The sequence below is a fragment of the Veronia pacifica genome, from assembly GCF_001707825.1.
Lineage (GTDB): Bacteria > Pseudomonadota > Gammaproteobacteria > Enterobacterales > Vibrionaceae > Veronia > Veronia pacifica.
Window position 1 is genome coordinate 12,225 of record NZ_LYBM01000003.1, and the last position, 26,539, is coordinate 38,763.

The following is a 26,539-nucleotide window of genomic DNA, read 5'->3' on the forward strand; positions in this document are numbered from 1 at the left end:
TCGCCATGATTAAACCTTATCTAAAACTCACCAAACCCGGCATTATAGGCGGCAACTTAGTTGCGCGTGGTGGCGTGCTTCTCGCTTCACAAGGCAATATCGATTGGTTGTTACTGTTGGCAGTTTGCTTCGGTACAACCTTGATTGTTGCATCAGGATGCGTCTTCAATAACGTGATTGATATAGATATTGACCGCCTAATGAAGCGAACCTGTGAACGTGAGTTGGTAAAAAAAGTAGTTCCCGTTTCCTATGCGCTTGCATGGGCAACGACACTCGGCATTGTTGGTTTTTACACACTTTATGCATTTACCTCACTTGTCGCTTTTGAATTTGGAGTACTCGGATTTGCTGTTTATGTAGGCTTATACAGCCTTCACTACAAACGTAAATCTGTCTACGGTACGCTTATCGGTGGCTTGTCTGGTGCGTGTCCGCCTGTTATCGGTTATTGTGCCGTAACAGGTCATTTTGATGCTGGTGCTGCTATTCTCTTCATTACTTTCTGTATCTGGCAACTTCCGCATTCTTATGCCATTGCTATATACCGTTTTGAAGATTACAAGTCAGCGTCTATCCCCGTTCTACCTGTTGAGGTGGGCGTAGCTCGTGCCCGTTATCACATTATCGGTTACATCATTGCCTTTGCTATTGCTTCTCTTGCACTCACCTATCTTGGTTATGCTGGAAGCTGGTACGCATTGGGTATGGGTCTGGTCAGCCTTCACTGGTTATATATAGCTAAAGTCGGTTATCAGAAAGTACCTGATGAGCAGTGGGGCAAACAAATGCTTCTTTGCTCTATCGCAAGCATTATGGTGTTCTGTGTGATGATTTCACTCGACTTTTCTTCTGAAAACATTACTGATTCTTTCCAAGCTAATACCCAAACCCCGGTGTTTGTGGAGCAAGGCTAATGACAAAAAACCCCGTAAAAATAGTGCTCCTTCTTGGAGCACTTGCCCTCGCCACTCTCATGGCTCTTTATTTCTACAACATCACAACACCTGTCGGTGAAAAGCAAAAACAACTAAAGGACTTGGGTGGACAGTTTCAGCTGAATAGCGTCAATGGAACAGTAAGTCTTGACCAGCTAAAAGGCCAAACCGTTGTGCTTTATTTTGGGTTTCTTAACTGTGCAGAAGTATGCCCTTCATCAATGGGCGTTATGTCTGCTGCATTTTCTCAGTTATCACCCGAGGCATACGACCACGTTCAAGGCATCTTTGTCAGTGTTGACCCCGGCCGTGATGATCTTAAATCACTCAACAAGTTTGCTAAATACTTTGACAAACGCATGCAAGGGATAACAGGCACTGAAGAGGAAATTCAGGCTCTGACCAAGCAGTATGGTGTTTACTTCGATCTGGTTGATATGGAGTCTTCAGAGCTAAGCTATACCGTTGACCATGCATCACGCTTCTACATTGTTAACGCTGATGGAAAACTTGTGGACGCAATGAGCCACACGACGACACCAATCGAGCTTGCTGCTGGCATTGAGCGTGCATACAACAAATACCTTGCAAAAAATTAGGAAACAACAATGAAAAAGACTTCTCTTTGTCTGGCTCTGATGCTGAGCTGTTTTCACCCTCTGGCGATAGCATGTAGCGATCATCATTCCGAGACTCAGGAGCCTTTAAATTATTCTGAGGTTCAGAATGTTAGCGATGTACTGACAATTGAGGGCGCGAGAGCAAAAGCAACCATTCCCGGCGTCAAGGTTAGCTCTGGTTATATGAAAATTATTAACAAGAGCGACAAAGCTATCCGCCTGACTAGTGCCACAACGTCAGTTGCAGATCATACAGAATTCCACCGTATGTTTATGCGCGACAGTCGTATGGCAATGCGTAAATTGGATGCGCTTGAAGTGCCAGCAAATGGTTCAATAGAGCTTAATCACCAAGGTTACCACCTCATGTTTATGGGTGTGCAAAATGCTTTTGAACCGGGTCAGGTGATTAAAGTCACCATGACAGAGGATAATGGTCAGACTCATGATGTGTTGCTGACAGTAACACCGATTAAGAAACATTGATCAGTCGGAGATAAGAGTATGAGACCTGTTCCCTTTGCCGCTGGTTTAGTCTGTGTATTTACGTCAAGTCTCTTCGCAACTGGAGTAAGTGCAGAGACATCAATGGACAGTGTACTAAAAAGCCAGTCTATCCCCTGCTCCACCGAGCTCAGGGTGCTTGCTGAAAAAACACTGAAAGAAAATCCGCATCGGATGCTGCCTTACAAAAATAAGTCTGACGATATTCATTTGTTCAATGCGCTTGCTGTAACCAGCTATCGTGACCGTGACAGCCATGTTACGTTCCATGGTGTCAAAAATTTCAGCGGTGGCTGTGATACTTCAGTTACTGAAAGCTATGTATTACAGACAGCGTGTGCAGATGCTCGTCATGAGGCATTCAGTAAATGGGATTTTCAGGGAAAATTGAATGAACACACATATGTTCTTGAAAGCAAGCGTATAAAAGGAAAACAGGCTTTTCTTACTGACCAGTTCAAGAAATACTGTTTGGTAACAACCAGGCAGGTTGTTGGTAATTGGTAATAGGCTTGAACCCGACGTTAAAGAGCACTCTTTTGAGTGCTTTTTTAGTTTTACAACCCAATACTCTATGATATTGAATTTCGTAAAACGGCTCCCAAATCAACTGCACAAAGACTCTAGACCCGTGAAATAATGGTAGTTTGAATAGATACGTCTATTCAGGAAAAACAGAAGTACCTTCTTTATGATCCCCATACCAAACTATGCCAATTATTCTTTTGATGAACTGCTCGACGCCAAAAATAATATTGATGGCGAGGAATACCCGGAGCGTTTCAGAGCACTTGAGCAGGAGATTGAGGCTCGACTCGAAAATAAAGAGCAAAACGCCGAGTTAATAGAAGAACTTGACGGAGAGAAGTTCAAAAATTTCTTTCGGCGTTTCTTTGCGCTTACATTGGACATTATTTTACTTTCATTCGTTTTGTGGGCTGTTGGTGCTGTTATGTTGCCGGATGCTCTCTCATCCCAGCCGGATATAAATCCGCCAGCCGAACTAACACAAGAATCTTTCATCGAGCTTCAGCAGAAAATTGAGGCCGCCACACAAGCCCAACAAAAATTAATTTCGGAGCATTGGGTTATAATCTGCGTCCATTATTTTGCTAATGCTTTCATTTTCTTGTTCTACTTCATCTTAATGCATTACAAGTTCGGACAAACACTGGGGAAAATGGCCCTGAATGTCATTGTTGTTGACAACGAAACTGAAAACAAACTCACCATGGCGCAATCAATTCGCCGTTCAAGCATAGATATATTTACAGGATTTTATTTTGTCACAACATCAGTGATTGAAATTATAAACATAGATACTCGAGAGCCAATCAATGCAATCATAATGGAATCTCCAATGTTTCAATTCAACATTATGATTTCGTTTCTATTACTCGGTTTGCATACAGCACAATACATAGTCCCACTGTTCAACAAAAAACGCCGAGGCTTGCATGATTACATTGCAGGAACTTTGGTCGTCAGAGCCGATTAACATCGTCTAGCGGAGGGCAGTCCTCCCTCCGCTATCAGCTATCAGAAATCTACCAAGACAAACTTCTTCCACCATCAACAGTAAGAATCTGACCTGTGATGTAACGACTAGATTCTAGATCGAGTATCGCTTTAGCAACATCCTCAGCAGTGCCTTTTCTAGCCAGAGGTACGGTGTTGATTATGTTCTCTTTCTCAGCATCATCCATTCCATTTTCCGGCCATAAAATTGCACCTGGTGCAATTCCATTTACCCTGATCTCAGGCCCAAGTTCGACTGCCAGTGATTTCGTCATCATCACATTGGCCGCTTTTGCCATGCAATAGAGGCTATGCCCTTTCAGCGGCCGATCGGCATAAATATCTGCAATATTAATGACACTGCCTGCCGAATCACGTAATGCCGCAGCACAAGACTGGGTAAGAAAGAATGGTGCTTTAAGGTTACTGCCAAACAGCGCATCCCAATCCTTCGACGTCGCTGAGTCAACAGGAGTTGGGTAAAACATTGATGCACTGTTTATAAGGCAGTTTAGTCGGCCCCATACGTTGATAGCCTCGATAGCTAAACGCTTTACCGCATTTTCATCACACAGGTCTGCCTGAATAACGGCTGCAGAGTCCTCGCGTTCAACATTCAACGCTGCAGCCAGTGCATGACCTTCTTCTAGTGAGCTGTGACAATGAATAACAACCTTAAATCCAGCGCTATGAAAGGTTTCAGTAATCACTTTTCCGAGGCGGCGAGCAGCGCCTGTAACCAATACAACTTTATCTTGGTTCATCCCTGAACGTCCTTTTCACATCAAGCTATCTTGGCTCAACGGTTGACCAAGGCCAGCGCTCCAGCGGCTGAAGCATAAATGGATGCCACAACATTATTCGCCGCCTTCGACTTTAATCGGGTAATAAACTTGGATGCAAAAAAGGCATAGCTGGCGTAGACGCTGAAAGAGATAGCTGCACCCGTACAGAGTATTGTTACTGCCTGCGCAGCCAGAGGTTTATCTGCAGAGATATAAACAGGTAGCAGCATCATATTGACAAGAATAACCTTGGGATTAGACAAAGACACCAATATTGCAGTGAAGAATATTCTCGCACGGCTTATGCTCCCAGCCTGCTGATGAGAAGATGGAGCCGCTCTCCATGCTTTGTAAGCCAGCACCAACATATAGGCAACACCTGCCCACTTAAGATAAATGAGAATATCCATATGACTCGACAACAACAGTCCCAATCCTGCCAGCACTATGCCCTGATTTAAAGCTGTTGCAATAGCAAACCCTGATGCGGCCATCAGGCCTCCCCGTATACCGTTGGTCATCCCTTGAGCAACGCATAGGCAGCATTTGCACCCGGAAGCGCAATTGCTGCACCGAAAGTTACCACATAGAGAAACCAAAGACTGATCGTCACACCTTACTCCTTATTTATTATTCACTACTTAACTTTATTTATGTGTTATCAGGTTAACGAATTTTTGCCGATCAGCTGACCAATCGACTCGCCCCAGACACGGTATCCTTTCACATTGGGGTGATACCCGTCCGTAGCCATTAGCTCCGGAGTTATCATCATATTTGCCGGGACAAACTGCCAACCGTTTTTATGGCACATTTCCTCAAGAGACGCGTTGAGTAACTTGGACCTTACGCCAAGAAACCAACTCAAAGGAGCAGGTAATGCGGGAAACTGGTGCATGGCTGGTACACCAGTGATAAACACCTTCGTCGAGGGGTCTCCGAACTTCTCTACGCAAGCACTGGTTCGTGTTCGCCATTTTTTGATGACTGTCATTCCTACCGTATCATTGACACCCATGGTCACGATAAGTAAATCGATTTGTTCATCGACAGCGGGCAACCTTAATATCTCTGATACTCTTGCACCACTTTTACCGACAACATGCGCTTTTATTCTTGTATTCGCCGAGGTTTCAAGCGTTCTCACTATGTTGGCTGTCAGGCCATCGGAAATGTCTTCAACCCCTACCCCAACAACTGTGCTTCACCGATATGCAGCAGAGAGAGTTCTTGCTGCTGGCCGAACGTCCTCTCACCCTTAGCCTCAGGAAGACGGACAGTATTCTCTTTTACCCGTTTGCCTTGCCGAATGATCACAGGCAGCAGCAGTAAAAAACAAAGCTGCAGTCCATATAACAAAATTACGCGCATTGGATTTCCATTTTCCTAAGAAATAAATTGGTTCAGCCCGCTATTTCACTGTTTGTCGGGTGACATAACCCTTCATCGCATCCTGCCACAGTAGACACCCAACCCTAATATGCTAACAACTCAACGATATCACTACATGAGAGTATGCAAAATGTCGCGTTCCCATAAAAAGCTACTTACCGCAATATTTCTGGACTCTCCGGGTCTTTTCTTTGTGAACTTCATAACTCCTGTGGTGATGCATCAGCAATTTCATTTAGAGGGATGGCAGCTTGGGCTGATATTTTCCCTTCAGGCTATCGGAGCCGTTGTTGCCTCAGGTCTGTTTGCCTTAGTGTTGAGTAAATCTTTCAGTAAGCGCAGTATCATATCAATAGCATCGTTGAATAAATGTCTCGCTTATTTGATTCTATTCTTTGGCATTATTAGTCAAGAGCTTACCGCTATTGTTATATCACTGATTGTTCTGGGTGCCAGTTCAGCGATCTTTACGTTGTGTTGGGAAACACATATCGCTGAAGACAAAAGCACTCAGGCCAAAGGTGAGCTTATTGGTCAGTGCTTTAAGTGGACTGGCATCAGCCAAATGATAGGTTCAACTATTGCTTTTACTATGATGGGGATGAACTACGGTCACTTACTGTCACAAGGTGATCAGATCATGGGAATCGTCATTTTTGCTATCGCCAGTGGATTTGCGGGTATATTCGGTAGATTGGCAATGTCACCCGCTCTTCCTCAACATCTTAGGCACTCTCTAGCTGAAAAAACACAAGATAAAGGTAATGTGGTTTTGATTGGCCTTCTTGCACTGGTGTTACTGGGACAAACGTCAGGATCTATGGTCGCGCCGTTTCTTGAGATGCATCTGCTCGAAAAATTAAATATTACCGATATCTCACAGCTATCTCTCGCATACGTGCCTGGCGCCATGTTATCGCTGCTATTCGCAGAAAAACTTGGCAAACTGGTGGATAATCTCAAGCCTGCTCATTTTTTTGCGATATTCGTCAGTGTCGGTGCGGTATCAAGCTGGCTCTTGGTGCAAACTGACTCACTATGGCAGGTTAGTCTGCTGTTTATGGTTGACTCAACCATTATCGTATCTGTTAGCATTATGTTGCTAAAACTGGTCTCGGAACTTTCGCCTCACCGCGTCGAAAACGGCTTAAGTGCGCTGTCTCTAGTCAGTAGTGTGGGCGCTATTATTGGTCCAGCACTGGGCGGTTTCGTCTGGAGCGCAGAAACCACAGAGGGTCCAATTTGGTTATCTGTTGGTATCGATTTTACAGTCGCACTTCTCGGCTTCTCTCTCTTTACACTGCTCACCCAAAAAGAGATAAAGCTTATCCACAGCAAATCTTCGTTCTAGTTCAATAAGCGGAACCTGCAAAACTGCGGGTTTCGGATAGATATTGAAAAGCTTTACAAATCACTATGTGAAGAAGAGATGAGTTCTCACCCTGCTGGACTATGGTTAGCACTGCTAGTGCTTATCGGCATTACCCATACATCATAAAACCAACAAACCACTTAAATGCATAACCAATAGTACTGACAGTGATCACACCGCCAGCCCACAGACAGATAAACCACAACCAAGGACGGACTTTATTCATGGTAGCCTTCATCAGAACTCACCTTGCCTCTAAACACCCAATACGAATACGCTGTATAAGCAATGATCATCGGTAGAAGAATCACAGCACCGGCTAGCAGAAACTTGAGGCTATTGTCTGGTGCGGCTGCCTCCCAGAGAGTGATCTCCCTTGGCACAAGATAAGGAAAAACACTGATAGCAAAGCCAGCGAACGCCATAAGGTATAATCCCAGTGTGCAAAAGTACGCCCTAAGAGGTTTTTGCACATTGAGTGAGTGCCACAGCTCGTAAGCACACCAAGCGGATACAGCTGGTATAACGAAAAACAACAGGGAGTTTGGGAAGCTAAACCAGCGTTGCGCGATAGGCTCGGACATTAGGGGCAGCCATACACTGACAATCCCTATCGTGCCTAAAAACCACAGCGTTAACTTTTTGCATCTTGCGTACAGCATCTGTTCAAGATGACCGGATGTTTTAACCAAAAGCCAACATCCCCCTAGCAGGGTATAGCCGAAGGTTACTGCAATCCCGCAGAAAACAGTAAAGGGAGATAACCAGTCAAACCAGCCACCAGCATATTGACGACCGTCAACCTCTATCCCTTGTAACAAGGTACCGAGTATCAGGCCTTGCGAAAATGTGGCCGTTAACGACCCGCCACAGAACGACCAGTCCCATAAGTATCTGCCCGCTTTGGTACGATAGCGATATTCAAATGCTACGCCTCTGAATATCAAACCCAAAAGCATGGCAATAATTGGCGCATAGACAGCTGGCATAACCACAGCGTAAGCCAGCGGGAAAACCGCAAACAAACCGCCACCGCCCAAAATTAGCCATGTCTCATTACCATCCCAAATAGGCGCTATCGAGTTCATGGCGGAGTCTTTGTCATGATCATTCAGGGTCGGGAAAAGTATCCCGACACCCAAATCAAAACCGTCTAAAATGACGTATGCCAACACAGCAAACGCAATCAGCCCAGCCCAGATTAACGCGTAGTCCAACTCCATATTTTACCCCTTGCCCGATGTCGGTGCAGGTTTGAGAGGGTGGCTACTGGCCAGTGTCGACGCTTCAACTGGCGAAAGCCGCGTGATGATTCGACCATCGAAATCTTCCTCGTACTTGGTCGGCGACTTCTTCATCAATCTAAGGATATAGAAGATACCCGCACCAAATATCAGGAAATACACCACGACGAAAGCAGCCAGTGAAGCACCTACGGCAGGCGCATCAATCGGCGACACCGACTGCGCTGTCGTGAGATATCCATAAACGGTGTAGGGCTGCCTGCCAACTTCTGTCGTTACCCATCCAGCAAGGATGGCGACAAAACCTAGCGGAGAAGACAGTAAGCAGAGCTTGAGAAACCAAGGCGTTTCATAGAGGGCTTTCCTTTTGCGTAGCCACAGACTCGCGACACCGATGAACAGCATGAGGAATCCGATACCTACCATGATCCTGAAGCTCCAGAAAACGATCGCTACCGGAGGGCGCTCCTCTTTGGGGACTGAGTCCAATCCCTTTATTTCGCCATTGATATCATGTGTCAGGATGATACTGCCTAACTTCGGAATCTCGATTTTATAATCAACCATCTCGGTCTCTTCATTGGGGATACCGAACAGAATCAATGGCGCACCTCGCTGAGTCTCAAAGTGCCCTTCCATTGCAGCCACTTTGACAGGCTGGTGTTCCAACGTGTTAAGCCCGTGAACATCGCCAGCCACTATCTGGAGTGGAGTGACGATAGCCGCCATCCACATCGCCATAGAGAGGCTCACTTTCGCTAACGAATTGTGCGGCGCTTTTAGCAGGTGATATGCCCCGACGCCACCGACGACAAACGCCGTTGTCAGGTATGCAGCGAGTACCATGTGTACAAGACGGTACGGGAATGATGGGTTAAAGACCACTTCAAACCAGTCAGTGACAATAAATCGCCCCATTTCATCTATTTCGAACCCAGCGGGGGTTTGCATCCAGCTGTTTACCGCGAGTATCCAGGTTGCGGATAACAAGGTTCCCCCAGCAACAACGGCAACAGCAAAGAAATGCAGTTTTTCACCTACGCGGGACCGCCCAAACAGCATGATGCCGAGGAACCCCGCCTCAAGAAAAAACGCTGTAAGGACTTCATAGCCCATGAGTGGCCCTAATACAGGCCCGGTTTTATCAGAAAATACCCCCCAGTTAGTCCCAAACTGGTAGCTCATAACAATGCCGCTGACGACGCCCATGCCGAAAGCAACTGCGAAGATTTTTGTCCAGTATTTTGACAGTTCCAGATATTTGTGGTCGCGGGTTTTCAAATGGAGCGCTTCAAGGACCATAATGTAGCTGGCAAGTCCGATAGAAAACGCAGGAAAGATAATGTGAAATGATACCGTGAACGCAAATTGAATTCTGGCCAGGTCTATAGCGAGTTCGCTCATATCCTTTCCACCTCGTACCAATAACCCTGTTAATTATGTATAAGAATAGACATACGATCACCTAATCGCGGTTATTTATACTGATTTTTAACCAAATATATGGCTACAGAGAGAAAGCAAGTCGATGTTTATGCGACGTTTGCAGAATAATGTACTAATTGAAGACAGCTTAAAAGGTATTAATTAGTGTTAATCTAATGGTGATACAGAGCACGTTTTTATTCGAATAAAGTCAATTTTTACAAAATAAAAGCTTAGTTAAAGTGAGGTAATTAGACGTTTTGTAAAGGCTTAATCACAAATCATTAGCGTGCTCATTAATCCAGAAACGCTTTTCAAAATAGTGAAATGATTCAGTTAAAACAAAAGTGAGAAACGCCTGAGAAAAACGTAAAGATTGCTCAATGATTGCACATTGGCAGAGAACTTCCGGGGACATTTGCGTGCCCTCTCAATGTTAAATATCCGTACAACATCACTTCAAACTCAGAGTGAGTTGCGTCATTAACACATGTTTGAGCCATGTCGACTGACCGAAAATGCCACCTTTTTACAGGCAGCCTTCGACATCATTCTATTGATAGATTTGCCAATATTGATATCTGCATCTTTTATTTAAAGAAGAGAAAATCGTGGATTTAAATAATTAATTATGCCGACAGCAACGATACAGCACGTCAATGAGACATCGTTAATTGTCTACTTCGACAGAGAACCTAACACAGACACGAGTACAATGGTCCGCCGAGGATTTATGGCGATAGAGCAACATTTATCGCAATATGTACTCGATATGATCCCCTCTTATCACTCTATTCTCGTGACGTTTAACCCCGAATCAATCTCTGGATCGTTACTTCAAACTGACATTGAAAAAGCACTCGAGGCTGCACCGTTTTTAGGAGGAGCGGGAGCCAACAACCGAATTTCAATCCCTGTCTATTACGGACCGGATGTGGGCTGGGATATTGAAGATGTAGCCGACCAATGTGCCCTATCCGTTTCTGAAGTCATACAACTCCATACGACGATGGCATACCGTGTTTTAGCTGTCGGTTTTTCACCTGGATTTGGTTATCTGGGTGAAACTGATCCCCGTCTTTCAATGCCCCGCAAAAACACGCCTCGACTCAGTGTACCGGCTGGTTGCGTTGCAATCTCTGAAAGACAAACTGCTGTATACCCCTCATCTTCACCGGGGGGGTGGCACATTATTGGCAGAACGCCAATGGTGATGTTTGACTGGCAACAATCTCCTCCGGCAAGACTTTCCGTTGGAGACGAGGTGAATTTTGAACCCATAACGAAAGAAGAATATATCGCACTTGGAGGACAGACTGATGATGCTTGAGGTTTTGCAGCCGGGACCACTTAGTCTGTTACAGGATAAAGGCCGCTTTGGTTTCCAAGATCAGGGGATAACGACTGGCGGTCCAATGGATGAGCATGCCTATGCGTGGGGAAATTGGCTTCTGGGCAATTCCGAGGATGCCACACAGGTTGAGATCACTTTGGGTATGGCCGCGTTTTTATTTCACCAGTCAATTAAATTTGCACTCACTGGGGCAGACCTTTCAGCATCTTTAGATGGCAAACCTATATTTCCTTGGTTTACTTATCAGGCTCAGGCTGGCAGCACGCTTAAGTTTGGCCGTCCTTGCAGTGGGATGCGCACCTATCTTTCAGTGCAGGGTGGATTTAAGGTTGGGCCAGTGCTCGGAAGCACGTCGACGGTATGCAGAGAAGGTATTGGCGGTTTAGATGGACAAGGTAAAAAACTTGAGCAGGGCGATCAGTTGCCACTACGAGCTAATGTAAATAGGTCAACAAACAAGGTTCCCCGTTGGGCAATTCCTGACTACGAAAAGCCAATAAAACTCGGTGTGATCCTCGGTTATCAATGTGAATTATTTTCTGACAGTGCGAAACAAGCATTTTTTTCCACTCCCTTTCGAATTTCTCAACACAGTGATCGAATGGGCTTCAGGCTTGAGGGCCAAGAAATAGCGGCCGATGACTATGATCTTGTCTCCGAAGGGGTTGGTTTTGGTTCAATTCAAATTCCCCCTGATGGTCAGCCAATCGTTTTGATGAAAGACAGACAGACTATTGGCGGCTATCCAAAAATCGGGGCCTTATCCTCGCTTTGCGCAGGGCAGCTTTCACAACGTAGACCGGGTACAAAGGTGTTTTTTACACCTATGAGTCTTGCTCAAGCAGAATCAGACTTAAGACTATTTCGTCAAGTCGTCAGTCGGAGATGACCGTCAAGACCGGAATGATCAATTAAGCATTAAGACCTAATTTAGGGCAATTATCACGAGAGGAAATACTGCCTCACAATCGATAATATATTAATAAACCTTTATTTACGGTGTGAACAACCGACATGCATACCCTATATTAGAGTAAAAATTCCAATCTATAATCCATGTTAAGGGACAAGCATGACTGGACTCACTTCACCTCTAACGCTGCCTTGCGGCGCGGTAATAAAGAACAGAATAGCCAAGTCAGCGATGACTGAAGGTCTCGCAAATATTCATGGCCGCGCCAACAAACGTCATACTACCCTTTATAAACGTTGGGCAGAGGGAGGCACAGGACTACTTATCACTGGAAATGCAATGGTTGACCATCGATTCTTGGAACGACCGGGGAATGTTGTGCTGACAGCTGAAAATGGTACTGAGCACCTCACGGATTGGGCTAAGGCAGGTCAGACAAACGATACCCACATTTGGACACAGATTTCACATCCAGGTCGCCAGTGCGCACGGATTGTCTCCATGACCCCACAATCTCCATCAGAAGTTAAGCTGGATATACTCAACAATTTCGGTAAACCGAAAGCCATGACTGAAGAAGACATTCAGCTTGCAATCCAGAATTATATTACGGCGGCTAAACTCTCGATTGAGTCGGGTTTTACCGGTGTTCAAATACACGGCGCACACGGTTATCTGATCAGTCAGTTTTTATCGCCTGTCACAAATAAACGCGACGACCAGTGGGGCGGCTCATTGGAAAACAGAGCTCGTTTTCTACTGGAAGTGGTCAGGGGCGTAAGAGAGGCACTCGGACCCAAAACACCAGTTGCCGTTAAACTCAACTCTGCCGATTTTCAAAAAGGCGGCTTCACGCTTGATGAAAGCGCGAAGGTTGCCGTCTGGCTTGCGGATAGTGGTATAGATTTGCTTGAGATTTCGGGTGGTACTTACGAACACGTTTCGTTTGTTGGCGGTAAAGGAGACGATAGCACCGCTGATGCACCACAGGTAGAAAAAAGGGAAAGCACTCGCAAGCGTGAAGCGTACTTTTTGGAATATGCGGAAGTCATCCAAAAAGCACTGGCCTCGTGCTCTCTTCGCGTACCTTTACTGGTGACAGGTGGTTTTCGATCCAGAGAAATGATGGAACAAGCAGTAGCAGAAATGGGTATTGACATGGTTGGGCTTGCCCGTCCACTATGTATCGACCCTGATTTCTCTAACAAGCTACTCAGTAAAGACGTGGATCAATTGCCTGACCCTGTGTTGACGCTAGGTACAGGTTGGTTTGGCCCAACCAGCAGTTCCAACAGTATGCGGACTCTCAACTCTCAAGCCGAAGTGACCTGGTATTACCGTCAAATCCTTCGTTTGTCAAAGGGTCAGATGCCAAAAGCAACCGTTAAGGCATCTAACGCATTACTCACCCATTTTTTACGGGAATTTAATATTGGTATTCGCCGAAGGTTGTTTTCCAAAACCTGACACATTGCATGCGGTGAAATGAGGGTGATCGGCGTAAAAATCAAATTCGTAATTACAATGTCACTAATGTGACAAGTACCAGCACGAAAGCGTAGCTTTAGACACAGATTACGACCATTTGATAAATGCAGCCGGACTATTATGTTCAGCAAATTCAGGAGTTTATAATGAACGTTAATGAATTTGAAATCGGTATGTTGGTTGAGTGCCAGAAAGGTGTAGGCCGTGTGACCAAGATTAACACCGGTGACAAAACTGTTGTCATAAATCAGCTAGATGGAGATGCCGATTTTGTTGTACCGTGCGACGAAATCCAACACCAACCCCAACTCCATGAAGGCTGTGAAACGTATTATTAAAGCTGTTCACTTCACGACTTACATCCAGTCATGCAAAGGCTCCCAGTGAGCCTTTTATTTTTTCTTTTTCTTTCTTCTCTTACACTTTGTTTTAAATGCCTGCTGCTACCCTCAGTATAAATGGATTTATGGACAAACTAGGGAATGAAAAATCTTGTCGTACTCTTTCTGAGTGTGCCTTTTTTGAAGGGATGTACCAGCTTAACTGATATTTATTGTGATGACTTTTCACTTTTACCATTTAATACCTACAGCCTAATGAGTCATGCCAGTGAACAGGCTATATCGCACCCGAAAGTGCATAACCAAGTCCGCCAAACCATGGCTGAAAAAGGATTGCAGTTGGATGAGCATAAAACAGATTTGTGGGTCAAACCGGGAGTGAGAAAACGCATTCAAACCACGATTTATCCACCAAGAAAAATACACAGTTTCCGCAATCCCGATCGACCAACAATTACTCCCCTCAAGACACATGTCGAAATCGTCAATGAGGTATATGTTGAGCTGATCGAGCCTCAATCCCAAGGTGTCGTTTGGCGTTATCACGCTCAGCGCTTACGCGACCGACCAGCCATCAAGAAATATGAAGATCCAGAACAAATTGCGGAAACTCTCGGTAAAATGTTATCTCGGGTACCACACAAAAAAACCAAATAAAGAATTGAAAATAAGTGTCTTGATATTAGTGTGTTCCGTTGGTGATTGAACAACACGAAGCATGAAAATAGCAACAGTAGAGTCATGAGTTTATCAACACTGCCTCCCCCACCACCTCCAGACGACTCTGTGGGAGGGATGTCTTGACTATCACCATGACTATTTACCTGTAACGTGACATCAGAAAAGCCACTTGCGCCATGCACCATGACATAGTATTGCGCCGTTTCTGCTTGCTCGATATGACAACTCTCCGAAGTGCCTAATTGAATCGAGCGGCAATCATATTCAGATAAAGTTGGCGCTTTATCTTTTCTTACGAAAAGGTCTGCGTCGCCACTTCCGCCAGCAAGCGAGAATTGCAAGCCCTGATTTAGAGACTCTGTTGCAGCTGAAGCATCATGATTGAAAACAAAATACAATTTATCTCCGCTCACTCCGTTCAGGCCTGTTACGGGTTCACCAGATGTAATTGACATTGCCGATGATTCAATTTCTCCTTCCTGATAATTAATAAGTGACAGCGTCACTCCTTGATAAGTCGAATACGCATGTAACATGACGTAAAATTCCGTGCCTGGTACACCGGTAACAATACATTCCTCGTTATTACCAAAACGAAATGGTCGGCAGTCGTATTGCGTTCTTGAGGGTTGACTACCCTCGTTGACATATAAATCGGCATCGCCGCTGCCACCACTGGTTTCCACACGCATCGATGTCTGTCCCTGTGGAATCGTGAACGAATAAAATAACTCGTCATCTTTTGTACCAAAAATATTCGTCAACGGAGAGTCCACCTGCAGCACTTGCGGTGGTAAAAGCACGGTATCCAATTGGATTGTGACTGCATCAAAAGCCTGCTGACCAGAAATGATGGCGTAATATTGCCCCGGCCCCTGAACAACAACGTCACAGTACTCTTCATTGTTACTGGTATCAGAAATACAGTCGTAGTCTGCTCCACTCGGCGGCAGATTGTATTTGAGTATCAAATCAGCATTGCCTGAGCCTCCGCTCAGTCTCAGGGAAGCGTTACTCACATTGGATGGCAACGAAAAGCTGAAATGAAGTTGTTCCCCTGCACCACCTGAAAGGCCTGAAACAGGCGTGCCACTGGTCAGCGTCGTCATTTGTCGGCATGGGTAAACACCAACCTGATTGAATGCCCCCTCAACATCTGCTGTCTCGTAACCTAAATCACTGGCTGCATTTTTTACACCACACCCCCCTTCATCGAAATCAGTGCCGGAGTCCCAATAGAGCTGATTTGCTCGCACAAAAACTTCAAAGGCTTTCTGTACTCCCCACCCATATTCCTCTGACAAGAGATAAAAAGCACGATTAAAAACACCTGAAGAATAATGCACATCCATACCTTCCGAATACTGGCTGGCATGTCCAATAGACCTCCCATCGTCGGAGGGGTTGATAAAATATCGCAGACCTCCGGCCAATTTCATAATGTCGCTACCCACTGTCCAGTCAACACTGCCTTTCCAGTAAAACTCGGCGGCTTCACCCGCGATATCTGAAAAAGCCTCGTTGATACCACCGGACATGCCATAGTAATCAAGGTCTGAATTTTGTTCAGTGAAACCATGACTGACTTCATGCGCAGATACATTTACATCCACTAAGGGGTAAAAGCTCGATCCGCCGTCACCAAAGGTCATTGAGCTGCCATTCCAGAATGCATTTTCATAGTTATTGCCATAGTGCACTCTCATTACCAACTTAAAGGAAAGGGGTGCAACGCTGAACCAATCCTGATACATATCAAACACCAGTTTGCCGAAGAAATGGGCATCATTCAGTGGTGAGTAAGCACCATTTATCTCTTTGTACGTATTGGTGTTAGTGTTATCAGTGCAGTCATAAGTGAAAGGTGTGCTTCCCGTTGTGCCGTGGTTAAGATTTACCGTCGACACATAATCGTTCGTCATTTTACATTTGTTGCCCGTTTTCTGAACCTCAAAGGCGCTGTAGTCAATGCCATAATAATACTGTCCCGTTTTCGCATTGCCACCAGGGCCTCGACCGCTTACATGAGCTAACCCCTCCCAGCGCTTAAGTACTTCACCCGTTTTTGCATCAATTATCGCGTAAGGTCGCGAAGGTTTTCTGCCGGGGATAAAAAAGTTAGTCACGTAGACCAGTCGTGGTTTATTTTGTTCATCAAGCCAAATCACCAGCTCACTTCTCTCGTTTTCGACTTCCTTATAAGGTCTGAGTGGAACACCCGCTTTACCCTGGCGACTCATTGCAAGAGCCTGATCCTCACTGATAGATGGGTATGCATCAAAAGGAGTCATCTCTATGTCCTGAAGCGCTTTTCCTTGCAGCTGTGCATGACGTCCAGTGGAAAATTCAGAAATCACCCGTGCATTTCTTACTCTGACACCCTGAAAATATTGCTGATGCACGTATTTTGTTTTGCCATTGGGTAAGGTAACGATCCGATGAAGTCTGAAGCCATCTTGTTCTCCTTTCAGAAATGCACTCAGCGGTTGAGATGCATCAGGGAGGAGTGATGATTGAGTGAAGGGCTGCATTGACGCACCCGTTACGCTGGGAATGTGGCCGAGGAACAGTATTGCGGCAGTGAAAAGTATCCTTTCTTTCATGTTACCCCTGACCAATAAAATTTTTGAAGTCACTCGCATTAATCGTGGTCAAAAAATACCGCTCAATAAAGGATCTTCTGAATTATTTTTTATATTTGTGATTTATTAATGAGATAGATTTTTAGGGTTCATTCTCTATTGAACATTTCTGCTAAATGAGTAGAACCACGGTTAAACTTTTTGACAATTGAAGTTCAAAATCTCTTGGATATCCGCAAAAGCGTGAGAAAAGCAAACTGTCATTTTTGTCGTGCAGCAATCTCGTCTGCATCAATGTGTTCTGTACATTGTTAATGTTGGCCGGTCTTAGCCGGGGCATTAAAAAATCATTTTGCACTCTGACGGCTCAATACAGAGATACTTTTATGCCAACTCGGTGTTTACAGACAGAATTGGACGAAGCGTTAAACAGGAAATGTTGAAGAAAGTGAACGCTAAAAAGTAATAGATGATTACTTCGTTCAACTCAGGAGTATGTAATACGAGCCAAATAGCGCAGTCTAACTACATAATTAAAAAAGAACCTGCTAACTCCATATCAATAAACAATACTCATTAATAGAATCTAAAATAAAAACAATTATTTAAATATTTGGTTGGCTCTATTGACTTAATCGGGAGGAAAAATGACTAGCAACCGACCGGATATGAAGGCAAATTTAAGACCTTGAGTTCTCAACCAACGACTAAAAATACAGCGACTGCCTATCAGGTCACAGCCCTTGCATTAATGGCCATGGTGATCGGTGTGTTAACATCCACCGTGGCAACGGGTTTTGTTGCAGCCGTACAATGGCTGAACGATTATCTCTACATTTCTCCAATAAGCCGCGTAAAACTTTACTATTCCGTCCTCCTCTCTTCCGTGGTGACTATTACAGTCACGACACTTGGTGGTCTGCTCACTGGCCTTTTACTTCATTATCTGTCAAATGAGAAACGGCCCCTTGGACCACCTGACACTATTTTAGCTGTACAACTTAATAAAGAACTACCTGATACCCGATCAGGTGTTGTGTCCACCTTGGCTTCTATTATCTCTCTCGGCTGTGGGGCGTCTGTTGGTCAGTACGGACCTTTAGTATATCTGGGTGCTCTGGTTGGCAATATAATACGAAAATGTCAGATAACCTCTGACGATACTCGTAATATCATGATTGCCTGCGGCGTTGCCGCCGCCATCTCTTCAGCTTTCAGTGCTCCAATTGCCGGACTGGTATTTGCACATGAGGTGATCCTACGCCACTTTTCAATGCGCGCTTTTGCCCCTACTACCATCGCATCTGCCGCTAGCTATATTTTTTCTGACTTCACATTCGACATTGAACCGTTATTTTTAGTCGACTTTGTTGGCGTTGAACATGGAGTAGAGTTTCTACTATTTGTTCTACTTGGGCTGTTTTCCGCCTGCTTGGCCCTGATTTTCATTTCATCGCTGCTTCATGGTCAAAAGTGGGCTAAGTCAATTCCTCTACCCTTATTTATAAAGCCAGCATTGGCCGGACTGATTCTGGGCTGCTGCGCACTGCTTGTTCCAGAAATTCTGGGAATTGGCACTGAAACAATGCGGTTTGCCACTATTGAAGGCGCATTTTCGTTACCTGAATTACTATCAATCATGTTGATGAAGCTAGTCGTCACTGTCTTATGTATCAGCTTCGGCTTTGTTGGAGGTGTATTCAGCCCCTTACTGTTAATTGGTATTTTATTTGGCGCATTTAATTGGATGCTGATCAACGACGTCTTCGAGCTAATCAACTCAGGCATTACCGTTTATGCGATATGTGGAATGATGGCAGTGACTAGCCCTGTGATCGGGGCACCACTCACCTGTATTCTCATCGTATTCGAGCTGACCAGAAACTACGAACTCACAATTGCTGCCATGGTTTCAGTCGTATTTTCTAATTTGCTTGTCGCTAAGGTCTATGGGCGCTCGCTGTTTGATAGCCAGTTACTCAGTCGCGGCTTCAATCTCGCAGAAGGTAGAGATCAAGCGATTCTTCAGACAACCACAGTGCAAGATGTAATGAGAAATGATTTTCCAATAGCCTGCATCGATGAGTCTTTGACAAACATTTTCAATAGACTGGATTCGTCACCTTGGAGTGAGGTGTACATCATCGAGAATAATGGCAAATTCCTCGGTACCCTCCGACCAACAGCCACGTCTTCCGCTCATTTGAAAGATTGTCTTCACTCGCCGCGATTATTGTTCTCAACCTCTACAACACTTTGGCAAGCGATGGAAAGCCTAGAAGGCTTTGTTGGTGATGCTGTCCCCATTGTCGATGATGAAGGTAAACTGATCGCTGTGGTAACTGAAGCAGATGTTATATCTGCGTACATGCGGGTTGTTCATATGATTCAGAAAGAGGAACGTGCATCGTCATAAATTTAATAATGAGGCCACATGACGATAATGACCACATATCTAGGTGCGTCAATGGGGAGCGAATTTTCTGCCAGATAAATGAGAATAGCGTAAGGTTAAGTTTGAACTAGGCTAATAGTGTCATGTTTTAACAGTTTCGGTATGACTATCCGCGTTTTTACTTTGTTGGCGCTATTATTTGCCTTTCCTCTATTTGCAGATTCACTTGTCGTCGCCTCCCGTGGCGGCGTTTATAATGACACACTCAAAAAGACTATTATTACTCCTTTTTACACTGAGACAGACATTTATATATCCCTCCGCTCTCACAATGACAGACTGCTTTCTGAACGTGAACTAACCATTGACCACGACTGGGACGTAATAGAAATGCCTGAGACGCTGGCGATAACAGCGTGCGAAGGAGGCGTTATTCGGATTCTGGAAGTCAGTAATGTTCTCAAACCAATCGGTGACTTCTCTGCCGAGCAGGACTTTGCGCCACGGACGATAAGAAAATGCTCTGTTGCTCACCAATATGTCACCACACTGATCGCCTTCGATGAACAAGCCTTCGGAGATAGGCCACCCAAACGAATAGATGATTTCTTCAATGTGACCGATTTTCCGGGAAAGCGAGGACTAGAGAAGAAGCCGGACACACTTTTAGAATGGGCACTTCTGGCACAAGGCGTACCTACCCAGCAAGTTTATCCTTTACTCAGCACAGAACGGGGTATTGATTTAGCACTAAAGAAGCTCGACGACATCTATCAACATATTGTCTGGTGGCAGGATGCAAGAGAGGCCAGAGAATTACTTTTATCGGGTGAAGTAACAATGAGTAGCGGATATGACAGTGAGCTGGCTCCATTGGTTAAACACCTCCCTTTTTCAACAATAAATGATGGAAAACTCCGTGTTCCCTTTGTTTGGGCCATTTCCTCGCAAAGTGTCAGGATCCAGAATGCAAAGAAGTTTATTACCTATGCAACATTGCCCATTCCAATGTCTAAGTTGGCAAAATCACGTTTTGCCCATCCAACTCGCTATACCGCGATTAAAACCGAAAACAAAAATAATCGACAGTTTAGGACCAGTACTGAAGGGACAAGAATATTAATTCAGGACAGTGATTGGTTCGTGGCGACAAAAAGTATTCGGCAGGAAAAATTCAAAAAGTGGCTAAAGGAAAAATTACTGACTTTTAATGATGGCGGCTGACGGCGTCAGCCAAATACTCATTTAATGGCAAGTGTATTGATCAAGCTCAGTGACTTCTATTCTCTTTCCATGAAAAACACTTGGATTAACCATATCATCAAGACGGGGATCAGACAGCACCGACGCCATTCCCAAGCGGCGAATTTCATGCGAAGGCCAGATGATCCAGAATAAAACGATGGAATTTCTATCAGCCCTTAAATCTTCTGGCTCGAGGTATTTTTCGAGGCGGTCATCCTGTACTGGAACAACTTTCAAAGCGCCATGCTTACGAACAAGGGGTTCAGAATCATTGATACAGTCCATATAAGACTGGCAAAGCTCTTTTGGTAGTGCAGTGACTAATCCATCGACATAAATCATAAATAATTTCCTTATTTGTAGCTTTTTTTATTTTCGAATAGCTCCTTTAATCAGAAAACATCAGTAATTCTATGTAACCTCATGCATCTAAAAGAAGGCTAAGCTTCGAACCGGAAGTATTTTGATTTATTATCTTGGACTCACCACTATGACGATGACCCATTATTGAGACAGTAGAGTTATGAAATTCTCTCTCTACACTGGTCAGACTTTTCAAAAAACAATTAAGAGATAGATATTGCCCGTAAATCGAGAGTAATTACAAAACACACCTTCGGATACTCAGAGATTAATTGAGGTCATACAAATGATCACAAATTGATAATTTGTCAAAAACCGTCAGAAAACACCAAGAAATATCAAATGAATTCTTTAGCTACTTTTCATCGCTTTTGATTCTCTCTCATTAAAAACAGAGTGTTTTGATTGTCTCCGTGAAAACCAAGCACAATTATTGACCACTGCATTACATCCCCCTTTACAGAGAATGGGTAAACATGTTCTGATTTATCTGCAACGTAATCAGACAAGGTTCGATGCCACAGTTCACGTCAGCTAAATGTCTTTAGAATGACAGCCTCAATTCTCGTTCAAAGAAAGGGCAATAAAAACTGGACCTACCAAAGCTGAGCAACTGTAGTGTTTCAACTTGTATCCAAGTACAACTAGCCGAGATAGAAATGGAAGAAAAAGTAATGACTGGCGAGGAGCTAGTCGAAATCGTTAAAAATCAGTTGGCAGACAATAATCCGAAAAAAGTCACTGAAACCCTGATGCGACTGAGAATGACAGGGCATAGTCGGGAAGAGGCGATTGAATACATGGCGTGCGCTCTAATGGTCGAAGTTTACGACGTCGTGAAAAATGATGCTGAATTCAATCACAAACGCTATGAAGAGAACTTAGATTTTCTCCCAGATATGCCATGGGAAGAAGTGTAAAAAGGGAAAATAACGTGAAACGCTATCTTTTTTGGTAGTAGTTTTACTGCAAAGTACGTCAGTGCTGCCAACTAATCACTCAATAGTATTAGGTTGAAGAGAAAGATGCGTAATACTCATTATGATTTGTTGTGTTCACTGACGGCTTTTAAAGTCAAAAGTGGAATATTCGTGTATTACTGACCAAGTATTCCATCATTAGAAAATGTGCGGTTAACTTTTAGAGCTGCATGTCGGTTTATCAAATACCCCCTGTGCTTAAACGTAAAAGAGTGTTTTGGTGAGTGCAATGCAATAGGCTAAATTGGGTCTAGTGAAAATGTAGATGATTGATGGGAGCAATATTTCTATTATACTCATCGGCACTAAGTAAAAATGTGTAGGATAATATTTCACGGGTCGTACGCTTCTACTCGTTACCAAATTTCACTTACTTGTGCCAACTCAGCCTCACAGGACTGACAAATGAACCATGGCCCAATATCATACTCTTTGCGAAGCAACGAGATTGATCGCTTGGCTTCAGCCATGATGCTTTTATCACCACTCAAATATTTCTTCACATCTTCAAGTAGCATCTGCACTACCGGGTCTTTTACTAATTCGTTGTTGCTCATTTTATTCACTCATTAAATAAAATCGTATGAACGTTGGTGGTAATACGCACCACTGATAGTTTTTAGATCTCAGTCTAAAAGAAATTGAAATATCTATATGATTATCAATGGGATTAGTCAGTAATACAAGTTGATTGATTGACGTACTACACAATTGTTACAGATTTGTTTTTATTTCACTGACGAATATGAAAAGTGAAAAGTAAATGTCGTACCAATTACAATTTCGCGTTTTTTCTTTGAACACCCTACCCTTAAGTTTCAAGATATATTGTTTGGGGACTCGCCGAATGTTAAAACAAAAATTAGATACAAAGTTAAACCAATCCAGAACAACAAAAGCTCTTCTGTTTGCTACGACGTTAGTCTTTATACCCGTTTTGACAGCGTGTTCAGACCACCCCCCGATAGCGGTTGACCAGTGCGGTAAAGTTATTGCACACGCCAAGCAAGTGTTAGGAAGTATGGCACCCGATAACGCTACTCTCATGTCGCAATGTCAGGCGGCAACGGACAGTGAGCGTGGTTGTGTTATGGCAGCAACCAAAAAAGGACAACTGGCGCAGTGCATGTGAATATGGCTATTCCCATGATGTCATGCTTTCTCCGCCCTCTCCTTGCCTTTACCCGTATTTAAACCGCATAAAAAAAGCAGCCAATGGCTGCTTTTTTCGTTGAGTGTGAATTATCAATTATTCAGTATCATACGGTTACCGATTCTTTCGGTGTGTTCTTACGGAATAGCTTAGTAACACCACCTACGCCTCGGAACTTATCGCCAATATCTTTCAGCATAAGATATAGGCAAGGGACCAGTGTTAAGCTTAGGAATGTTGCAAACAACACTGCAAAACCAAGCGCTACTGCCATCGGAACAATGATTCTTGCTTGCAGGCTCGTCTCAAACATTATCGGTAAGACACCCGCGAAAGTTGTAATTGATGTCAGCAATATTGCACGGAAACGCGCACAACCCGCTTCAATAACAGACTCTTTCACCGACAGACCACTGGCACGGGCTTTGTTGATATAGTCAGTCATGACCAACGAGTCATTGATAACAACACCTGCAGCAGCAATAAGACCGAACACAGACATAGTACTCATATCAATGCCAAAGAAGTAATGCCCCCATATAGCGCCAGTCAAGCTGAATGGGATTACCGACATGATAATCAATGGCTGAGCATAGCTTTTTAATGGTACAGCCAGCAGAATGTAAACAACAATCATACCCGCAATAAAGAACAGTATTTGCTGATCCATTTCAGCTTGCTGTTCTTCCACCGACCCACTCAATTCTGTCTTCACGCTCGGGAACTTAGCCGTTAGATCAGGGAGTATGTTTTCGCGAATATTTTTCACAACCTCGCCAGGTTCAACAACCTGATCATCGATTGAGCCGTAAACATAAACTGAACGGAAACCACCTTCACGACGAATCGAGCTAACCCCCGGTTTTTCGACAATATTCGCAACGTCACCCAACATCACCTTACTACCATTGGGCACAGTGATGACGGTGTAACGAAGTGCGGATAATGCTTCACGATCGGCTTTCGGATAGCGGACCATAACCCGCACTTCCTCGCCATCACGTAAGAGACGCTGAGCTTCTCCCCCGTAAAAGCTTCCACCAACTTGTTGAGCGACCGTTGACAGGTCTAGGCCCAAATCATACGCAACTGGCTTAAGGGATAATTGAAGCTCTTTGCTGCCGGTATCGATACTCGAGGAAATATCGTACAGGCCTTTTTGACGTTGGAGAGAGGCGATCAGATCTAAACCGGCACTATTGAGTGTTTCGATATCTGAACCAAAAAGCATGTAGCCAAAGTCACCACTGTCCCCACCACCCATCAATGAATCTTGAATGGTCAGTGATTTGACGCCTGGCATCGCAGGTATTTGTTCTCGCCAACGTCTTGCAAGCTCAAAGGTATCTAAGGGACGGAGCTCCTCGTCTACGAGCTTCACGACCAAAGTGCCTTGGTTACGACCCCGGGTGAATGACAAGACACCGTCAACCATTGGCTTGCCCGTCTCTGCTTCAGTCTCTTTGTCTACACGAGACACAATCGACTCAAGCTTTTTAACTACATCCAGTGTCTGTGCACTCGACACAGTATCGTTCATTGTCACTCTGATGCTTGGAAAGTCATGAGGGATTTTTGGGCTTGGCACAAACCGAACGTTCCCGGATGAAATCAATCCAGCACTGATAAGAAGTAAGCCTACGAAGACTGAGAAAGTTGTCCAACGCCACTTGATGCAAGCAGTTACAAAACGACGGTACGGACCATTAACAAATCCAAAGAAAACGCGGTTAAATTTAGCCCTGAAGCTGTTCTCTTTGACGGGTGAAAATCTTGTATGTGCCAAGTGTGCAGGAAGAATTAACTTCGATTCAATCAAGCTAAAGGTCAGACACAAAATTACCACTACAGAGATGCTCGCAAAGAACTGCCCTTGCGGTCCACTGGCCATCATAAATGGAGCAAAAACGGCTATCGATGTCAGTACACCAAATGTTGCAGGCGTAGCAACTCTCTTCACACCCCGAACAACATTATCAACGCCACCGCCATTTTTCTCGATTTCCGTGTATGCACTCTCTCCCATTACAATGGCGTCATCGACAACGATACCCAGCACCATAATGAAAGCGAATAAACTAAGCACATTTATCGTAACGCCGAAAGCTGGCATAAACATAATTGCGCCAAGGAAACACACCGGAAGCCCGACCATTACCCACATAGCCAGTCGCAGACGCAAGAATATCCCCAAAAGAATAGCGACAAGAATGGCACCTTGGAGAAGGTTCTTGAGCATCATGTCCAGACGGCCATTCAAGTAGTAAGTCATATCAACTACAGGAACCAGCGACAGGCCTCGCGGAAGCTCACCCTCCTTCTGCGCAATGTACTTTTTCACTGAATCAGCAACAGTTATCGAGTTTTGCGAAGCAGTTGCTTTTACAGAAAAGTAAATCGCATTCTGGCCAGAGTAGTTGAAGTAACGGTCACCTTCAGTGAATCCATCTTTGATGGTGGCAATATCACGCAACAGTACCTTCGAACCATTCGGTCCCAACTTTACTGGAATTTTTGCAAATTCTTCACCACGGTAAAACTGGTTCTCAATACGGACTGAGATCAACCCGTTGTTAGTATTGACCTGACCCGCTGAAAAGTTCGAAGAGTAACGTCGAATTGCAGTCGTCACATCATTTAATGTGAGGTTATATTTCCTGAGCGTATCGGGCTCGACCTCAATAGCCACCTCTTCTGAAGGTGCATTGAACTCGACAATAGAAACATTGTTAAGTTGTAACAGTTCTTTCTCTATTTCCTTGCCTATTGGCTTAAGTTCTTCAGTCGCCCTGTCACCTGCCAAAACCAGCTCGATAACATCTTGCTGTAATTCAACCTGAGTAACGGAAATGGGCTCCATAGCCGATGGGAAGCCTGAGATTGAATCTACTTTTTGCTTTACTTTGTCGAGTACTTCTTTAAGGTCAGCATCTGTGTTTATCTCAAGCTGCAAGCTGCCAGAGGCCCTGCTAGCCCGCGATGTCATTTTCTTAATTTCTGTGACATCTTTCAGCGACTCTTCGATTTTTATCAAGATACTGTCTTCGATTTCCTGCGGCGATGCACCCGGATAAGAGGCAGTGATACTGACGTAGTTAAGGTCGATGTTCGGAAACATCTGACGTTGTATCGTAAAGTAACTGATAAGTCCGATGATGAGGATAAAAATCATCAGCAGATTTGCCGCTACCGAGTTGTTAGCAAAATAGGCTATCAGCCCTTTTTCTTTATTCGTTTCCATCGAAT

26 protein-coding genes are annotated in these 26,539 nt (G+C 44.4%); 15 read left to right on the forward strand and 11 right to left on the reverse strand.

The window, feature by feature from the left end:
- Window positions 1–5 precede the first annotated feature (5 nt).
- The 5 genes from cyoE to A8L45_RS02855 all read left to right on the forward strand — a co-directional run bounded on the left by cyoE (window position 6) and on the right by A8L45_RS02855 (window position 3,560).
- Window positions 6–917, forward strand: a complete 912-nt coding sequence (cyoE, locus tag A8L45_RS02835) for a heme o synthase (protein WP_068899034.1) — start codon at window positions 6–8, stop codon at window positions 915–917.
- The gene (locus A8L45_RS02840) at window positions 917–1,537 is read left to right on the forward strand and encodes an SCO family protein (RefSeq protein ID WP_068899037.1); all 621 of its coding nucleotides are present in this window, start codon (window positions 917–919) and stop codon (window positions 1,535–1,537) included. Before cyoE ends, A8L45_RS02840 begins: the two co-directional genes overlap by 1 nt.
- A gap of 9 nt (window positions 1,538–1,546) precedes the next feature.
- A complete protein-coding gene (locus A8L45_RS02845; protein WP_068899039.1) occupies window positions 1,547–2,044 on the forward strand; it encodes a copper chaperone PCu(A)C in 498 nt (165 codons plus the stop codon).
- A gap of 18 nt (window positions 2,045–2,062) precedes the next feature.
- Window positions 2,063–2,569: a hypothetical protein gene (locus A8L45_RS02850; RefSeq protein ID WP_068899041.1), complete on the forward strand. Its 507-nt coding sequence runs from the start codon at window positions 2,063–2,065 to the stop codon at window positions 2,567–2,569.
- A gap of 184 nt (window positions 2,570–2,753) precedes the next feature.
- Window positions 2,754–3,560 carry an RDD family protein gene (locus A8L45_RS02855; RefSeq protein ID WP_068899043.1) on the forward strand — a complete coding sequence of 269 codons (807 nt, stop codon included), beginning with the start codon at window positions 2,754–2,756 and terminating at the stop codon, window positions 3,558–3,560.
- 49 nt (window positions 3,561–3,609) lie between these two features.
- Here A8L45_RS02855 and A8L45_RS02860 read toward each other — a convergent pair whose 3' ends face one another.
- The 4 genes from A8L45_RS02860 to A8L45_RS02875 all read right to left on the reverse strand — a co-directional run bounded on the left by A8L45_RS02860 (window position 3,610) and on the right by A8L45_RS02875 (window position 5,736).
- Complete coding sequence (locus tag A8L45_RS02860; protein ID WP_068899045.1) at window positions 3,610–4,344, reverse strand: pteridine reductase; 735 nt, start codon at window positions 4,342–4,344, stop codon at window positions 3,610–3,612.
- Window positions 4,345–4,379: 35 nt separating this feature from the next.
- Entirely contained in the window at window positions 4,380–4,859 is a 480-nt protein-coding gene (locus A8L45_RS02865; RefSeq protein WP_068899047.1) for a LysE family translocator, read from the reverse strand.
- Between the two features lie 167 nt (window positions 4,860–5,026).
- On the reverse strand, window positions 5,027–5,512 hold the full coding sequence (locus tag A8L45_RS02870; RefSeq protein ID WP_068899049.1) for an SGNH/GDSL hydrolase family protein: 486 nt from the start codon (window positions 5,510–5,512) through the stop codon (window positions 5,027–5,029).
- A 38-nt stretch (window positions 5,513–5,550) separates the two neighbouring features.
- Complete coding sequence (locus A8L45_RS02875) at window positions 5,551–5,736, reverse strand: hypothetical protein (protein ID WP_068899050.1); 186 nt, start codon at window positions 5,734–5,736, stop codon at window positions 5,551–5,553.
- Window positions 5,737–5,887: 151 nt separating this feature from the next.
- Between A8L45_RS02875 and A8L45_RS02880 the strand changes: the two genes are divergently transcribed.
- A complete protein-coding gene (locus A8L45_RS02880; protein ID WP_068899051.1) occupies window positions 5,888–7,108 on the forward strand; it encodes an MFS transporter in 1,221 nt (406 codons plus the stop codon).
- Window positions 7,109–7,238: 130 nt separating this feature from the next.
- On the opposite strand, the gene A8L45_RS25460 is transcribed toward A8L45_RS02880, so the two are convergent.
- From A8L45_RS25460 to A8L45_RS02890, 3 genes are read right to left on the reverse strand one after another with little or no spacing between them, the layout of a single operon-like run.
- On the reverse strand, window positions 7,239–7,367 hold the full coding sequence (locus A8L45_RS25460) for a hypothetical protein (RefSeq protein ID WP_281181481.1): 129 nt from the start codon (window positions 7,365–7,367) through the stop codon (window positions 7,239–7,241).
- On the reverse strand, window positions 7,348–8,346 hold the full coding sequence (cydB, locus tag A8L45_RS02885) for a cytochrome d ubiquinol oxidase subunit II (protein WP_068899319.1): 999 nt from the start codon (window positions 8,344–8,346) through the stop codon (window positions 7,348–7,350). The genes A8L45_RS25460 and cydB overlap by 20 nt, the downstream gene beginning before the upstream one ends.
- A 9-nt stretch (window positions 8,347–8,355) precedes the next feature.
- Window positions 8,356–9,777, reverse strand: coding sequence for a cytochrome ubiquinol oxidase subunit I (locus tag A8L45_RS02890; RefSeq protein ID WP_068899052.1), 1,422 nt, complete (start codon window positions 9,775–9,777; stop codon window positions 8,356–8,358).
- 652 nt (window positions 9,778–10,429) lie between these two features.
- On the opposite strand from A8L45_RS02890, the gene pxpB reads away from it, so the two are divergent.
- From pxpB to A8L45_RS23720, 5 genes are all read left to right on the forward strand, one after another.
- Window positions 10,430–11,128 (forward strand): 5-oxoprolinase subunit PxpB, encoded by a 699-nt coding sequence (pxpB, locus tag A8L45_RS02895; RefSeq protein WP_068899053.1) that lies wholly within the window; start codon window positions 10,430–10,432, stop codon window positions 11,126–11,128.
- Complete coding sequence (locus A8L45_RS02900; RefSeq protein ID WP_068899054.1) at window positions 11,118–12,041, forward strand: 5-oxoprolinase subunit C family protein; 924 nt, start codon at window positions 11,118–11,120, stop codon at window positions 12,039–12,041. The genes pxpB and A8L45_RS02900 overlap by 11 nt, the downstream gene beginning before the upstream one ends.
- Before the next feature lie 183 nt (window positions 12,042–12,224).
- Entirely contained in the window at window positions 12,225–13,532 is a 1,308-nt protein-coding gene (locus A8L45_RS02905) for an NADH:flavin oxidoreductase/NADH oxidase family protein (RefSeq protein ID WP_083228168.1), read from the forward strand.
- A gap of 167 nt (window positions 13,533–13,699) precedes the next feature.
- A complete protein-coding gene (locus A8L45_RS02910) occupies window positions 13,700–13,891 on the forward strand; it encodes a hypothetical protein (RefSeq protein WP_068899056.1) in 192 nt (63 codons plus the stop codon).
- A 144-nt stretch (window positions 13,892–14,035) separates the two neighbouring features.
- On the forward strand, window positions 14,036–14,551 hold the full coding sequence (locus A8L45_RS23720; protein ID WP_083228169.1) for a DUF4136 domain-containing protein: 516 nt from the start codon (window positions 14,036–14,038) through the stop codon (window positions 14,549–14,551).
- Here the strand turns inward: A8L45_RS23720 and A8L45_RS02915 are convergent.
- On the reverse strand, window positions 14,443–17,178 hold the full coding sequence (locus A8L45_RS02915; protein ID WP_083228170.1) for a M4 family metallopeptidase: 2,736 nt from the start codon (window positions 17,176–17,178) through the stop codon (window positions 14,443–14,445). The two genes, A8L45_RS23720 and A8L45_RS02915, sit on opposite strands and share 109 nt — an antisense overlap.
- A gap of 667 nt (window positions 17,179–17,845) precedes the next feature.
- Between A8L45_RS02915 and A8L45_RS02925 the strand changes: the two genes are divergently transcribed.
- Window positions 17,846–19,573, forward strand: a complete 1,728-nt coding sequence (locus A8L45_RS02925; RefSeq protein ID WP_068899063.1) for a chloride channel protein — start codon at window positions 17,846–17,848, stop codon at window positions 19,571–19,573.
- Window positions 19,574–19,714: 141 nt separating this feature from the next.
- Window positions 19,715–20,776, forward strand: coding sequence for an extracellular solute-binding protein (locus A8L45_RS02930; RefSeq protein ID WP_139122292.1), 1,062 nt, complete (start codon window positions 19,715–19,717; stop codon window positions 20,774–20,776).
- A gap of 21 nt (window positions 20,777–20,797) precedes the next feature.
- Here A8L45_RS02930 and A8L45_RS02935 read toward each other — a convergent pair whose 3' ends face one another.
- Entirely contained in the window at window positions 20,798–21,139 is a 342-nt protein-coding gene (locus tag A8L45_RS02935; RefSeq protein ID WP_068899067.1) for a DUF1428 family protein, read from the reverse strand.
- Between the two features lie 680 nt (window positions 21,140–21,819).
- Here A8L45_RS02935 and A8L45_RS02940 point away from each other — a divergent pair.
- Window positions 21,820–22,080 (forward strand): hypothetical protein, encoded by a 261-nt coding sequence (locus A8L45_RS02940; protein ID WP_068899068.1) that lies wholly within the window; start codon window positions 21,820–21,822, stop codon window positions 22,078–22,080.
- 416 nt (window positions 22,081–22,496) lie between these two features.
- Here the strand turns inward: A8L45_RS02940 and A8L45_RS02945 are convergent, their stop codons facing one another.
- On the reverse strand, window positions 22,497–22,697 hold the full coding sequence (locus tag A8L45_RS02945; RefSeq protein ID WP_068899069.1) for a hypothetical protein: 201 nt from the start codon (window positions 22,695–22,697) through the stop codon (window positions 22,497–22,499).
- A 290-nt stretch (window positions 22,698–22,987) separates the two neighbouring features.
- Between A8L45_RS02945 and A8L45_RS02950 the strand changes: the two genes are divergently transcribed.
- Window positions 22,988–23,272 (forward strand): hypothetical protein, encoded by a 285-nt coding sequence (locus tag A8L45_RS02950; protein WP_245680632.1) that lies wholly within the window; start codon window positions 22,988–22,990, stop codon window positions 23,270–23,272.
- 127 nt (window positions 23,273–23,399) lie between these two features.
- Here the strand turns inward: A8L45_RS02950 and A8L45_RS02955 are convergent, their stop codons facing one another.
- Window positions 23,400–26,534, reverse strand: a complete 3,135-nt coding sequence (locus A8L45_RS02955) for an efflux RND transporter permease subunit (protein WP_068899071.1) — start codon at window positions 26,532–26,534, stop codon at window positions 23,400–23,402.
- Window positions 26,535–26,539 lie beyond the last annotated feature (5 nt).